This is a genomic window from Nostoc sp. CALU 546, assembly GCF_048836525.1.
This window is the reverse complement of record NZ_JAWJTF010000107.1, coordinates 1-14,298: the sequence shown is the minus strand read 5'-3', so window position 1 is coordinate 14,298 and position 14,298 is coordinate 1. Positions and strand designations below refer to the sequence as shown.

General features: G+C 41.2%; 9 protein-coding genes. 5 read left to right on the top strand and 4 right to left on the bottom strand.

All coding sequences use genetic code 11. The features are described 5' to 3' along the window. Positions 1 to 11: 11 nt before the first annotated feature. From RRG12_RS34720 to dpdE, 4 genes are all read right to left on the bottom strand, one after another. Positions 12 to 3,431: a PAS domain-containing protein gene (locus RRG12_RS34720; RefSeq protein WP_420762351.1), complete on the bottom strand. Its 3,420-nt coding sequence runs from the start codon at positions 3,429 to 3,431 to the stop codon at positions 12 to 14. A 159-nt stretch (positions 3,432 to 3,590) separates the two neighbouring features. After that, positions 3,591 to 4,541: an AAA family ATPase gene (locus RRG12_RS34715; protein ID WP_420762350.1), complete on the bottom strand. Its 951-nt coding sequence runs from the start codon at positions 4,539 to 4,541 to the stop codon at positions 3,591 to 3,593. A gap of 62 nt (positions 4,542 to 4,603) precedes the next feature. After that, positions 4,604 to 5,698: a DUF4350 domain-containing protein gene (locus RRG12_RS34710; protein ID WP_420762349.1), complete on the bottom strand. Its 1,095-nt coding sequence runs from the start codon at positions 5,696 to 5,698 to the stop codon at positions 4,604 to 4,606. Positions 5,699 to 5,993: 295 nt separating this feature from the next. Further along, a complete protein-coding gene (gene dpdE, locus RRG12_RS34705; RefSeq protein ID WP_420762348.1) occupies positions 5,994 to 9,305 on the bottom strand; it encodes a protein DpdE in 3,312 nt (1,103 codons plus the stop codon). A gap of 941 nt (positions 9,306 to 10,246) precedes the next feature. Between dpdE and RRG12_RS34700 the strand changes: the two genes are divergently transcribed. The 5 genes from RRG12_RS34700 (at position 10,247) to RRG12_RS34680 (ending at position 13,357) form a co-directional block, all read left to right on the top strand. Continuing rightward, positions 10,247 to 10,495 carry an RNA-binding S4 domain-containing protein gene (locus tag RRG12_RS34700; protein ID WP_069068196.1) on the top strand — a complete coding sequence of 83 codons (249 nt, stop codon included), beginning with the start codon at positions 10,247 to 10,249 and terminating at the stop codon, positions 10,493 to 10,495. A 46-nt stretch (positions 10,496 to 10,541) separates the two neighbouring features. After that, positions 10,542 to 10,958: an alternative ribosome rescue aminoacyl-tRNA hydrolase ArfB gene (gene arfB / locus RRG12_RS34695; protein ID WP_420762347.1), complete on the top strand. Its 417-nt coding sequence runs from the start codon at positions 10,542 to 10,544 to the stop codon at positions 10,956 to 10,958. Positions 10,959 to 11,007: 49 nt separating this feature from the next. Then, positions 11,008 to 11,190, top strand: coding sequence for a hypothetical protein (locus RRG12_RS34690; RefSeq protein WP_420762346.1), 183 nt, complete (start codon positions 11,008 to 11,010; stop codon positions 11,188 to 11,190). A gap of 579 nt (positions 11,191 to 11,769) precedes the next feature. Next, positions 11,770 to 12,654: a lipid kinase gene (locus tag RRG12_RS34685; RefSeq protein ID WP_069068198.1), complete on the top strand. Its 885-nt coding sequence runs from the start codon at positions 11,770 to 11,772 to the stop codon at positions 12,652 to 12,654. A 97-nt stretch (positions 12,655 to 12,751) separates the two neighbouring features. After that, positions 12,752 to 13,357, top strand: coding sequence for an exopolysaccharide biosynthesis protein (locus tag RRG12_RS34680; protein ID WP_420762362.1), 606 nt, complete (start codon positions 12,752 to 12,754; stop codon positions 13,355 to 13,357). Positions 13,358 to 14,298: the final 941 nt, after the last annotated feature.

The following is a 14,298-nucleotide window of genomic DNA, read 5'->3' as shown; positions in this document are numbered from 1 at the left end:
TTGGAACTACACTATTCTTCACTCTCTACTCTTTCCTTAAGCAAATCTGCAATTGAGGTCAGTAATTCAGTTGGTTGGACTGGTTTGGCAATATGCTTCTGAAAACCAGCTGCTAAGACTCGATCGCGATCGCTTTCTCCAGCATAGGCGGTAAGAGCGATCGCTGGAATTTCCCCACCCTTCTCCTTGGGCATGGCTCTAAGCAGCCTAATCAGGCTGTAGCCATCCATTTCTGGCATTCCCAAATCACTGATTAATAAATTAGGTGCAGTCTGTGCTATAAAAGCCAGCGCCTCAGTTACCGATGCTGCGGCAGTTATCAACGCCCCATTTTGTTGTAGCAAGAAGTGCAGAAACTCCCGCGTGTCAACATCATCATCAACAATCAATATTCGTAATCCACAAAGAAGTGACGAGTTAAATTTCTCCCCTGCTCCCCCTACTTCCTCTACTCCCTCTACTCCCTCACTCTCTTTCATCACAGGCAGTCTAATAGTAAAAACTGCTCCCTGTCCAATTCCTGGACTAGCTGCTGTTGCAGTACCACCATGTAACTCTACTAAGTGACGGACTATTGCTAATCCCAGTCCCAGTCCGCCAAATTTCCTAGTTGTGCTGCTATCGGCTTGACGAAAATATTCAAATACGTGGGGTAGAAATTCGGGGGAAATACCTTGACCTGTGTCTTTAACTTGAATTAAAGCTGAGTGGGAAGTCAATTCACGACTCAATGATAAGTTGACTTCCACTGAACCATGTGGGGGAGTGAACTTGACTGCGTTCGAGAGTAAATTTCCCACAACTTGCTGTAAGCGATAATAATCGCCTAACACTTTACCAACATTGGGGTCAAGCTGGATTTTGATCTGGATGGATTTGGTTTGGGCGATTAACCGGACTGTTTCTAATGCAGCATCAATTACAGATGCCAGGTTAACAGTGGCAAAAGTCAGGTTCAACTTACCGCGAATAATTCGGGACACATCCAGCAACTCATCAATTAATTGAATCTGCAACTGAGCATTTCTTTCGATGGTTTCTAAAGCACGATTTGTAGTAGCTTCGTCAAATTTGCGGCTTTTGAGTAGAGATGACCACCCTAGAATGGGGTTGAGTGGCGATCGCAATTCGTGAGAAAGAATGGCGAGAAACTCATCTTTATTCCGGTTTGCCTGTTTGAGTTCCTCTGCTTGTTGTCTAAGTGCCTTTTCCAATTGCTTCCTGGGGGTTAGGTCAAGAATAAAACAGATCCAAGACGCTGGATCTCGCTCCACCAAAGCACCACCGATTAATATGGGAATCCGGGAACCATCCTTGCGGATGTATTCTTTTTCAAAGGGAGTACATATCCCAACCGTTAAAAGTTGCTCTATCCCCTGCTGATCTAGAGCATGATATTCCGGTGGGGTCATGTGTTGTCTGCGTACCTTACCCGCCAAAAGCTCCTCTCGCGTGTAACCCACCATTTCTAAAAAAGCCTCATTCGCCTCAGTAATGTAGTTAGGAGTGGCGAACATAATGCCAATAATGTTGGAATCAACTAATCGCCTTAATTGAGTTTCGCGCTGGCGCAAATCATTTTCTACCTGTTTGCGCTGGGTAATATCCTGAGCAATACCCGTTAAACGTACTGCCTTACCCTCGGCATCATAAAAGACGCGACCCTTAGCAGCAATCCAATGAATGCTACCATCAGACCAAAGGCTGCGGTATTCAATGTCACAGTCAATCTTTTCTTCAACAGAACGAGCGATCGCTTCATCAACGCGTTGACGGTCTTCTAAATGTACACAGTTGAGGAAAAACTCATAGCCTATTTCGGCTTCTGGAGCAAGTCCAAACAACTGCTTACATTTCTCTGTCCAAATTAACTCTTTGGTATTGATATTCCAAAACCACATACCCAGTTCAGCAGCAGTAGTGGCCAGCCGAATCCGTTCTTCACTCTCGCGCAGGTTTATTTCAATTTGTTGGCGTTCCTGGAGCGCAGCTTGGCGTTCGGTAATATTAGTAGTAGCACCAACTACCCTAACTACCTGACCATTTGCATCCCGGACTGCAAACCCCTGGTCTAGCACCCACAAATAATGGCCATCTTTGTGATGCACCCGATACTCGATGCTATAACGGTTGCCATTGGCCATACTAGCCATGAACTGGTCATTAACTCTTTGTTGGTCATCGGGATGGATGAGTTTTTGCCACCACTCAAAACTCGGTTCAGCCTCTTGTTGTGTATAGCCAAAAACCTGGGTTAAACCCTGAGTTCTTTCCACAGTATTTCTATGAATTTCCCAGTCATAGATTAGGCAATTAACTGCCGCTGCTGCTAGCTCAAATCTTTCATTACTTTGCCGTAGGGAAATTTCTGTGCATCGTCGTTCTGTAATATCAAAAGCGATTCCTAAAAGATATTGTGGCAATCCATCAGCAGTTCTGCTATACACAGTGTCATAGCTACAAAACCAGCGCCACTCTCCATTAGCGTGTCGAATCTGGTATTCAAAGCTGAGGACTTCGCCCTGACGAATAGAATTAAATTTTTCAAAATAGCTAGGGAGTCGAGCCAAATCTTCAGGGTGTAGCAGTTGGGTAAATAGCTCTTTTCCCATTGCCTGGATTTCTGCTGGCGTGTAGCCCCAACCTTGAGCAATTTCGTAATTAGCGTAAGAATTTCGCTCCTCAATTAGGTCATAAATATAGAGTATCCCCGGAAGAGTGCCAGCAATTTGTTGAAACAGACGATGACTATCCCACACTGTCTGAAATTCATTGAAAGCGACGGGAAATTCCATCCCCAGATGTCCGTAGAGGGATAGTCGCCCCGTCGCTTGGGGCACTGGACATGGGGCATTGGTAACATCTTCCCTATGCCCTATGTCCGATTCCCCATGCCCAAAAACTCCATCCCCTTGTGGGTGGAGTTTTTCATCTGCATCAACTTGTTGAGTATCTTGTCCACAGTTACAGTTCTCTTCAAGCTGGGCGTGCTTAGATTCGGTAATATCCAAAAAAGTTGTGACGATCGCGTAGGGATTGCTTCCTTCAACTTGGAACAGAGGTTGGGAGGACAACAAGAGCCAGACTAGCTCACTATTTGGCTTATAGAAGCCACACACCACGTTCAAACAAGGTTTACCAGTTTTTAGTGCAACGATCGCTGGGTGAGCCTCACTAAGGAAAGGAGAGCCATCTTCATGAATAAATTGCCACTTGGGATCGAGGAAGTTTTGCCCCACCAGCTGCTCTGCTGTCAGTCCCAAAATGCGATCGCCAGCGGCATTGCAAGCCTGGATAGTGCCATCAGCCAACTGAAGCACCATTCCCTCTTCTCCACTGGCTCTTAGCGAATCACTTGCTTTTTTACTAACTTGCCGATGCAGCAGCTTATCATTAGCCAGCTGGTTTTGGGGCTTTTCTGCGTCTGGCATTCTATAAAATTAAATAAATTTAAACTTAATCTAAGATTCAGCGGCTCATGCTTACATAAATTTTAGGGCAATTTCTTCCACATTGAGACTGAATATGCCTCCTGCCTCCTGCCTCCTGCCCCCTGCCTCCTTCACTGGAAATCCCTTACAAATAATTTTTTACCTTGGAACTGGTACTTGATTAATTACCGACGCAATTACCGCATCCATTTGTAAACCATCCAGCATGGCTTCTGGTTTCAAAATCAGGCGATGACGTAGCAGCGGCGATGCAACTGCTTTAACATCATCTGGTGTGACAAAATCTCTTCCAGTTAACCAGGCTAATGCTTGAGATGTCTGCAACCAAGCACCAGCGGCGCGAGGCGATGCACCCAAAGTTAAATCGGGATATTGACGCGATGTTCTCACCAACGCCAACAAATAATCAACGATCGCTTCTGATACTTTAACTTCTTTGACTGCTTGTCGTGCTTGTAAAATGTCGGCTACTGTTGCGATTGGTTTCAAACGGCTAATATCCAAACGCCGTGCTGCAAAACCCGCCTGACGATTCAGTAACATTTGCTTTTCAGCAGCTTGATCTGGATAATCTACCACCAGCTTAAATAGAAATCTGTCCAACTGCGCCTCTGGTAAGGGATAAGTCCCCTCAAATTCCAGAGGATTTTGGGTTGCAATCACCCAAAATAAATCTGGTAAGGGCAAACTTTCACCATCCAGCGTTACCTGCATCTCTTCCATCGCTTCCAGCAGCGCCGCTTGTGTCTTGGGAGGAGTACGATTGATTTCGTCAGCTAGCAGCACTTCGGTAAATATTGGCCCTTTTTTCAAAGTGAAATTGCGGCTATTTAAGTCAAAAATATTTGTACCAGTAATATCTGAAGGTAAAACATCTGGTGTTAGTTGAATCCGGCGAAAATCCCCTTGGATTAACTGCGCCAACACTTTTACTAAGAGAGTTTTACCAGTTCCCGGTACTCCTTCTAAAATTACGTGTCCACCCGCTAGCAGTGCTACTAAAAGTTGTTGTATTAAGCTAGATTGTCCGACAATAACTTGATTAAGACCTTGACCGAGACGAATTAAGATAGGATGTGTTTCGCTCATATTTTTCTTAAAAAATAACCAACACAGAGAACAATTCCAAAAAAATAATTACGAATTACGACTTACGAATTACGAATTAATCTAATGGTTCGCCATTTCCCCAACCAGCTTAACAGTTCTCTTTCACTGATGGGTTGTTTGCGAGATTGTAGCTTTAAAACTGCATCTAATTCTCCTGCACTTGCGCCTGTTTTTTCTATCCAGAAATTCATTAAGGCTTGGCGTTCTAAAAGTACTTGCCCTAATCCCAAAGCTTTTTGGAGTTGTAGTTGTTCTTCTTTACCCACCATCTCTACAACAAAGTTGGTGGTATCAGCTTTCTGCAACACTCCCGCTAAAGCTTGGATGTATGCTTCACTGTTATCTGCTACTGGCGTATCTAAACCTACTGGTTTGCCAAAGCGGCGATTCTGCGCCCAAGTTAGTACTAATAGCAGGATACCTACCTGTATCAATATTGGAAATAAAGGAGTTTTACCAAAAAAACTAAATAAATTTCCTTCGCTTTCTTTCTTTCTGACATCAGCATCTTTATAGCCGTGGATGTATTCATCGACTAATACTGTGTTACTTTTTGTAGTTACCAAACTGGCTAGATACTTGAAATTACTTAAATAATCTTGGTAGGCGTTGGCGGCTAAATAAGGAGTGGTAGAAAAAATCACCTTTCCCTGTTTATAATTTTCTTCCCAGACAACAGCACCAAAGCGATCGCCTAAATCAACTTGCTGGGAGTTAGCTTTTTTATATCGTCTACGTGTATCAATTTTAATATCACCTTGGGGAGATTTCTGCATAGTGCTAAACTCTGCCTCTGTAACCCGCGCCCCAGCCCCCAAAATTACCAAAGTATTCCCTTTTTCTAGCCATTCCCGCTCTTGATTATCCAGTGTCGTCTCCCTTGGATAGCCGCCTACCTGTAGTAGAGTAACTGGACTGTTCTCTGGCTGAATATCACTCAAAGGCTTTTGCCAGCGCTTGATAGAAGTTCCTTGCTGTTGCATAAAAGCATACCAAGCACCATAGCCGTCAGGAGCGCGGTTATAAGTAGAACCAGCGTTAAGTTTAGTATTATTGGGAGCCGCGAACAAACTAAGTAAAACGATCGCAGCGAGTGCGATCGCTCCTATCCAAGCAAGGCGATTTGAACGTTTCATACTATAAATGACTTCGTTTCAGTATCACTAGTGCTAATACTTACTTATTTTTCCGGTAAAGTCAAAAATATATAGCAGGAGGCAGAAGGCAGGAGGCAGGAGGCAGGAGGTAAAAGTATTACTATTCCTAGCCTTGGGGTTTTCAAAATGTCCTAACCTATGTGACTACGGCTATAGTTAATTTTTTTACACCAGTTTTGATTTAATTGGAAGTTCCAAAAAACCCCACCCTTGTAAGGAGTGGGGTTTATACGGTAACTAAGGCTATTTAACCGCACATAGATAATATCAGAGATCACTCAAATTGCATAAGCGATCGCCCTGATACAACAATAAAACCGACAGAATCAAGTCTAATCTGGGGTTGGCGAATTCCTTGTAAAATAGCTGCGTTTAAAGCAGTTTCTATCTTCAATTCTTCAGCTAATGCATTATCCCAACTTTGCTGGTTCAAACGCAGGCGTAATTGTTCTACTCTATTGGCTAATTTCTTTTCGGCGACCCTAGCACAATTTTGGCACAATTCAATAAAATCGGGACGATTGGAAAGTAATTCCGCAGAAGTATTACGCACTTGATAGCAGAAATTTTGCCATTTACTAGGATCAACAAAATCGTCAATAATTCCTAATCTCTCTTTTGCCAGATTGTAATCTCGTCCTTGATTATTGTTTTTATCTTTATATGGACGTTGCAAAATACTTAAGAGTGCTTGATCCTCAACAACGCATATTGGCTCATTCCGACCATCAACATAGATTGTTTCTATAATTGGTGGAAATAGAGCATCAACACGTCGCTGTAAGTTTTTGAATTGGGAATTATCTAGTTTGTTATCTAGTAAAACTTGTTTGGCATTTCTTAAATTTGCTTCAACTACATAATTGCATTGAAAACCGAACCACTCTTTCCCTTCTTTCGCATCCCAAGATGCATCAGTGCGCCACATCGCAAAGGCTTCACCCCGGTCATCCCAGTTTATATAGTTCCAGAGTGCTTCAACAAATCCTTCCCCGACTCGAAAGAGTTTAACACCTGCATTCTGGTTTGCTACCCTGCGATTATAAGTACCAAATTGGTCTAGATAACTATCAGCAAAACGGTTTTTTAGCTCATTTATGGGAACCAATGTCCGCGTTGAGGGTTGATAACGTCGCATATCTGATGAATCTGGATTATTGAGTCCTCTGAATCCCAGCGCGTCACAAATCCAGCCTTCAATGGCTCGTTTCATTTCTAGATGACAAGCATCATAATTATCTAACTCTTGAAAATACTCGGTGGCAATTTCATCGTTAGCGTCAATTTCATCTAGAGCATTTTGTTCGCTAATCTTTGCTATTTCAGCTTCAATTTGCTCTTGAATTGGTGAAATCATTTCTAACAATCCAGCCGCACTTGATTGGAACAAAGTTGTTTCCAATTCTGCAAGTTTCTCATCCACATAAAACTGGAGACTAGCAATTGATTGTTGGAAAATACCAAAGCCATCTTTTAATACTTTATACCAAGCATTGTGAGGGCTATCTTCTAAATAGGGGCCAATCAAGGCGCAGGATTGGATGCCAATTTTACTGCCAATGCGGTCAAGTCTGCCAATTCTTTGTTCTAATTGATTAGGCGACCAAGGAAGGTCAAAATGAATTAACCAATCGGCAAACTGGAGGTTACGCCCTTCTTCTCCAGAGCGATCGCATACTAGAATAAAGCAGTTTGGGTTATCCTTGAACCTATTTAAGTCTTCTTCAACTTTGTCTGGTGGTTCTCCAAATTGATGTTTGGCTACTGTCTCTGCACCAAAGGTATCAGACAAATATCGGACGATTTCGCCGCAAGTTTGCACAAAGCTGGTAAATACAATAAATTTTGGCAGAATATCGCCAGTAATTGGTCTACGAATTCTCTGCTGTATCCTTGTGATGAATTCGTTGTGATTCTTCCGAACGTTTGCGGGAATTTTGAAGTGTGTACCTAGCTGATTCAGCAGGACTGTTTTCAAATTTTCCCTCCGTTCTCCGTCCTCTTGGGGTTGACGAATAATTTTTAGGAAGGATTGCAGAATCTCTTCTTCCCCTGGGAATTTGGGGGTTGTAGTTAAGATGCGAACATCATCTTCTTTAAACTCCTGGATGAGTTTAGCATGAGGTTTACCAGTTAAACGGGCGGTAATTACCTGTTCTAAAATTCCTAACCAAGTACCAGCAGCTAGGAATAACAGCAGAAAAATTCGCTGATATTGCTTGTCATTAGGAGCAACACTACGCCATTGATTGAGCAGTTCGTGAATATCAAGCGATCGCTCGTCCAAATCATACTCTTCTTTCGGCGTGAAATTGCGGTCAAAGATCACATCTTCCACCGCAGCGCGACGGTTGCGAAGCATTCGGCGGTGTAATCGATAAGTATCGCTGACGTGGACGCGAATTGCTTGGACGATTTGCTCTTGCTCAGTAGAATTTGCTTGTAAACAATTTTCTAAATCATCCGCCAGTTTCAGTAAATACTCATCCTCAGTAAAGAGTTTTCGTAGTTGCTGTAAGTTATTTTTGAGAACAACAGGTTCCGCACCTTCTTTAAAAGAAAGGAGAACTTTACCAGCTTGCTGACGGCTTTCTACTTTGGCGCGAAAACCTTCTAAATCACCAATTTTATAGGTTGTCGGGTCGAGCAAGTGCAACATGGCCAGAAAATCTTGCTCATGGTTGAGAACAGGAGTGGCAGATAATAAAAGTAAGCGATCGCTTTTATGAGCAATTTCTTTGCAAGTCTGAAAACGCTGGCGCACTGTTGCATCCTTAGAGGTCGCCATCGCTGCGATGTGATGGGCTTCATCTAAAATTAAGCAGCCTATCTTCGCTTTCAGGTTGATTTTATGGATATCTTCAACCGCCAGCACCGCTACCCGTTTGCCAAAATGGGAGATGTAAAACTTGTTTTCTAACTCAGTCCGCCATTGTTTGAGCAAATATTGCGGAACTAATACCACCGCCCCTCTTTTCGGTTCATCCAGAAGGAACTGACGCAGAATCGCACCCGCTTCGATGGTTTTTCCGAGTCCCACCTCGTCTGCTAGCAAGTAGCGCTGAATTGGGTCTTCCAGTACCCGCCTGACTACTTCAACTTGGTGAGGATAAAGATTGATATTTGCCGAAATCAATCCTGTCATCCCCCGACTCACAGCGCGTTGCTTAATCAAGGATTTCACGAACGCCAATCTTTTATCGTGGAAGTAGGGCGTTTCGTGACCCTTCATCGCCAGAGTTTGGATGGGGTCTGTATTTGGGAGATTACAACGAACGTAAATGTCTTCAACAGAAGCGATCGCAGTTTTCTTGTCTGGTAAATCAATTTGATACATTTCCGTATCTTCATCCCAGATGAAAACTCTGCCAACTATCCATTGATCCTGAGTTTGGGATTTAATATAGCATCGAGCCTGTGGTTCAAGCCTAACCTGAGAGAGCGAGCTTACAGGTAAAGTTTTTTGAAGACGTTGCCCTATAGAGCAGAAATACTCAACGTTTGCATTGGCATCAGATATTTCGGTAACTTTTCCGATACCCAAAGAGTTATTCTGGGACTGTACCAATAAACCAAGCTTAATCATAGATCCAGTCCCCTGAATACACTAAAAGAACCTTCCAGACTAGTTTTTTCACCTATATCTGGAAATTTTGCCGATCAACATTATAGATAATAAAACAGGAGTCAGAATACAGAATTCAGAATTGGTGAATACTCTACCCATAAGGGGATAGAGTTTTAAGGCGAGAATAGTTTAATTTTTTTCGCCTACTAGGGGCAAGTTTTAACCAATATTCGTCACCCACTCGTACAGAATTCATACTGTTAGCGATAGCGGGGCGTTTAGCCCATTCTGACTTCTGAGTTCTGAATTCTTCTTATAAACTGGGATTACAGTTTTTCGTTTTCGCGATCGCTATGCTTTTACGAAGATATAAAAGCTTACTCAAAATCAGCATATTTGTACTTTTACTTAAGATTACTGACTTTTGAGTATAAATTCATCTTCCGATTGATAGACTCAGCAGCATTCAAGTCTGGCATATCAGTTTGAGACTAGACTTAACCTCAAGAATATCCATTTAAACTGGACAAAGTACTTTAGGTTTCATTTAATTTCATCTAGTACAACACGGCGGAAATAAACCAATCATTCCAAATCAACAAAACCCTTATGCTGTATTCATTTTTAATTTTTAATTTTTAATTCCGCCTTGCGGTTCTAGGCTGATATATAGCTTAATAGATTAACGTTTTACCTTGATCATGCCACGATACAATTAAGAGGATGTTTGAAAAGTCATGATTGATGTATAAAATTTTTTTACCCCACCCTAGCCCTCCCCTTATAAAGGGGAGCCACTGCGTTGGGCGGCTTCGCCGACTTGAAGCATGTGGCGTGAGGGAACTGGATTTTATTGTTTCCCCCCTTTATAAGGGGGGACTAAGGGGGGTAATAATTCGATTAAAATCACAACATACTACTTTTCAAACATCCTCTAAGGTAATGTAGTTTTATTTACGATGAAGAAAGTCAGAGACAACACAATTAAGTTAAATCAATTTTTAAAATTGATGGGTATAGTGCCAACTGGAGGCCAAGCCAAGCTGATGATTCAAGGTGGGGATGTCCAAGTAAATGGTATGTTAGAAACCCGACGAGGACGGCGACTAGTACCAGGTGATAAAGTGACAATACAAGGACAGACTTTAGAGGTGAATTTAAACAATGAAGATGAAGATGTAGTCATATTCACCGAACAAACCGAGTAAGAAAGTTTATCCCAAATTTAAAAGTTTCTCTTTTTCCTTGTGAGTAATGCTGCAAATTTCCAACAAAGTTATTATCCCACAGACTGATATTGAAATTACTGCGATTCGCTCCCAAGGAGCCGGAGGCCAAAATGTTAACAAGGTTTCCACCGCAATCCACTTGCGCTTTGACATTGTGGCTTCGTCATTACCCGATTATTATAAACAACAGCTTTTAAAGCTGAACGATCGACGCATTACCCAAGAAGGAGTTGTCGTAATCAAAGCCCAGGAACACCGAAGCCAAGAGAATAATCGGGAGTCAGCCTTGAAACGACTTCAAGAACTCATTCAAAGCGCAGTTGTAGTGACGATAAAACGCAAACCCACCAAACCAACTCGCAGTTCTCAAAGAAAGCGCCTTGACTACAAAACTAAGCGCGGACAGGTTAAATCTAACAGAGGGAAGGTGACAGATTGTTGATTCATCGACTATTAGTAGAAAATATACGTATCATTCAATCTTAAAAAAGATGAATAAGACATTACTAAAGGTTTTGATGCTTGGGCTTTTAATCTTGTTTATCCTCTCACCCTTTGCGGCCCTTGCTAGTTTAATGCTTGTATTGTTAGTTGGGGCGTTTTTCTTTTTACTAGGGGACGTATTTCAAGCAATTATTGGTGGTGATACTGGCCCTAAAGAGTCACAAGAGTAAAATTCCCAATGAAAATAGGGATTTCCAGGACAAAGCTGCTTTCAAGCTGCGATCGCTTTAGCGTAGACAGTTTCCAATATGTCACATCATAAGTTGACATATATAATTTTTTATCAAACAAAAATTAAATAATTATAATACCGATTACCTGTGAGGTTGCATAGAACAAGTGGCTTGAGAAATTTATCTCACCAAGGCTGATTTTGTGTGGCTTCACAAAGAATTTGTATAACTATTAATACAAATCAAATCTCTAAATATGTATCTATACTAATCAAAAATATCCATTTTTTGGGGCATGATATTATTTGAATAATGCTCTATCTATTAAAATAAATACCTAAATCATAGTTAACATTGAGTAATAATTATATTTCCTGGGTATTGATACACTGAGTACTAATAGAGCTAAACTAGATAATAAGGAAAATTAAAAAGTTAGCATTCACAATATAATAGGTGTTAACAAAATAATTTTTTATAAACTTCAGAACAGCCTAAACACTTTTTTATAGTTACCTTAAAGCAGAATATATAGATGCGGATAATTGGACATATCAACTACAAAAGGTACTAACCATGAGTTCCCGCGCACTGCTGTTAGTAAATCGTCATGCCCGCCAAGGGGAAAAGGGTCTGTCGGAAGCGATTGAATATCTGAAGACACTCGACTTTGATTTAATTGAGGAGTCTACAGAAAATCCCAAACATCTTGCTGAAGTTATACTTCGCTATCAGCATCAAGTTGACTTCGTAATTATTGGTGGAGGAGATGGCACTCTAAATGCCGCAGTAGATGCTTTAATTGATACTCAGTTACCTTTGGGAATCTTGCCTCTGGGAACTGCCAACGATCTAGCAAGGACTTTGGGAATCCCCAATTCCCTTAGTGAAGCTTGCAAAATTATTGCAGATGGAAATTTACAGCGCATCGACTTGGGTTGTGTAAACGGCAAGCACTTTTTTAACGTTGCCAGTCTGGGATTGAGTGTAAAAATTACCCAACGACTTACCAAAGAAGTCAAACGCCGTTGGGGAATATTTGCTTATGCCGCTACTGCATTGCAAGTACTTTGGGAAGCTAGACCTTTTTCTGCTGAGATTGTGATCAACGGTGAATCGGTTCGTGTCAAAACAGTGCAAATTGCTGTGGGTAACGGCCGCTATTACGGCGGCGGTATGGCAGTGGCGGATGATGCCACTATAGATGACCAAAGGTTAGACCTTTATAGTTTAGAAATTCAACACTGGTGGCAAATTATATTATTACTACCCGCAATGAGACAAGGGCGACATATACATTGGGAGAATGTGCGTTCTCTTCAAGGTCAAGAAATAAAGGTGTATACTCGCAAACCGCGCCCTATTAATACAGATGGTGAAATCACTACTTACACTCCTGCTCATTTTCGGGTTATACCTAGAGCTATATCTGTTTTAGTACCCTCAAAAATCAGGAGCTAGGAGTCATTCAATTTTAGATTTTAGATTTTCCTTCAATCCAAAATCTAAAATATCTCCCTCTGCTACAAATGTGGGAACTCGCATCAACTCACGCCAAATGCATCTGAGATTTTCTGAAGATATAAAGTCCCTGTTGCAACGCCTAGCAGAACAACCACTGACTCTAGGTGATATTCTGGCAGAAACCTCAGAACGAGGCTTCAGCCTGGTAATTACATTATTAGTTTTGCCCTTTTTATTTCCTATGCCACCAGGATTAACTGGGCCTTTTGGTGCTGCTTGTTTACTGTTATCAGTGCAAATGCTTTTAGGGAGGCGATCGCCTTGGCTACCCAAAAAAATCGCTAACTATGAATTTCCTCGTCCCTTCGCCCAGTTGCTTTTGCAAAATTTGGGACGTCTTACCAAAGTTTTCCAGAAAATCACCCGTCCCCGATTGCCAAAAATAGCCCATAATCCTTTAATTTGGCGAATTAATGGATTTTGTCTTTCTTTATTAACAATATTACTAATCTTACCAATTCCGTTTACAAATCCCATTCCCACTATAGGGATTTTACTTTTGACTGTTGCCACCATCGAATCGGACGGTTTATTAATTTGCATCAGTTACGGCATTACTACCCTGATTACCTTGCTATTTGGATTTCTTGGTTATGCAATATGGTTAGCTCCCAGTTTGCTGCCATCTATATTTAAATAATAAAAGCCCCCAACTAAAAGCTGAGGGCTGTAATTTATTAGGGTGCATCTACCATTTATTAATCCACTTTAGTTATTGCCATATCCGGGTAAATTAGACTTTTGACAAAATTTATAGGAATTCGCTTTTATTTCTGAACGAATTTGCGTAGACAGGCAACAGGCAATCTTGCTACAGGCAACAGTCAAGAAGGCTTCTTAGTTGTACTGAGTTTTGTTCAAAAATCAAATATGAGTCCTATAGGAAAACGAGGTACTCATGCAATTTTGCATTTATATTTGTGACTTTTAAAACTTAAAATTTTTCAGGAAAATTGCTACCATAAAATGATTCACTCATTTATAAGTGTAATTAAATAAGCATATAAAATTATCTTTTGCTGTACATTTTCAGTCTTTCCGGACACCCAAACAAATAAAGATTAATAACAATTATCTGGAAGATGCTATTAATTAGTTTTCATGTTTACTTTACTTATTTATCATGAAGTTTATATATTGCTGCTAACTTTTTTTGAAAATTATAGTAACCTGAGTTTTAGTGAGTACGTTACTTGTTATCTACCATCTAGCTGAAAAGAGCTATTTTACAGGTATGTACTACCAATCAGGAATTTGGCTTTAAATTCTTGAATTTGTCACTCCAAACTATGCAGAGTGACTATTTAGACCCACACAACATTAGACCCGTTTCCATTACTTATGAAGAGATTCCCTTCTGCTGATTTGGCTGCCTGTGCATCTCACCACACACCATCATGGCGGTAATTATCAGCTAACTCATCCTTGGTCGGAAGTTTACCAGTCTTGTTGTGCAAGTGATAATTTTGCCCAATCCTAACACTAAGAGTTGCTCCAACACGGTTCAGTTAACGTTTTAATCTTTTGAAGATCCCTCCAACCCACGCCAGTCAGTCATGGGGCACTGGTGTCAACTTAACG

What these genes read in the sequence shown, in the direction of transcription:
- RRG12_RS34710 (WP_420762349.1), bottom strand. Translation starts at nt 5,698, where the DNA reads ATGAAACGTTCAAATCGCCTTGCTTGGATAGGAGCGATCGCACTCGCT.
- RRG12_RS34685 (WP_069068198.1), top strand. Translation starts at nt 11,770, where the DNA reads ATGAGTTCCCGCGCACTGCTGTTAGTAAATCGTCATGCCCGCCAAGGG.
- RRG12_RS34700 (WP_069068196.1), top strand. Translation starts at nt 10,247, where the DNA reads ATGAAGAAAGTCAGAGACAACACAATTAAGTTAAATCAATTTTTAAAA.
- RRG12_RS34715 (WP_420762350.1), bottom strand. Translation starts at nt 4,541, where the DNA reads ATGAGCGAAACACATCCTATCTTAATTCGTCTCGGTCAAGGTCTTAAT.
- RRG12_RS34690 (WP_420762346.1), top strand. Translation starts at nt 11,008, where the DNA reads ATGAATAAGACATTACTAAAGGTTTTGATGCTTGGGCTTTTAATCTTG.
- RRG12_RS34680 (WP_420762362.1), top strand. Translation starts at nt 12,752, where the DNA reads ATGCATCTGAGATTTTCTGAAGATATAAAGTCCCTGTTGCAACGCCTA.
- dpdE (WP_420762348.1), bottom strand. Translation starts at nt 9,305, where the DNA reads ATGATTAAGCTTGGTTTATTGGTACAGTCCCAGAATAACTCTTTGGGT.
- arfB (WP_420762347.1), top strand. Translation starts at nt 10,542, where the DNA reads ATGCTGCAAATTTCCAACAAAGTTATTATCCCACAGACTGATATTGAA.
- RRG12_RS34720 (WP_420762351.1), bottom strand. Translation starts at nt 3,431, where the DNA reads ATGCCAGACGCAGAAAAGCCCCAAAACCAGCTGGCTAATGATAAGCTG.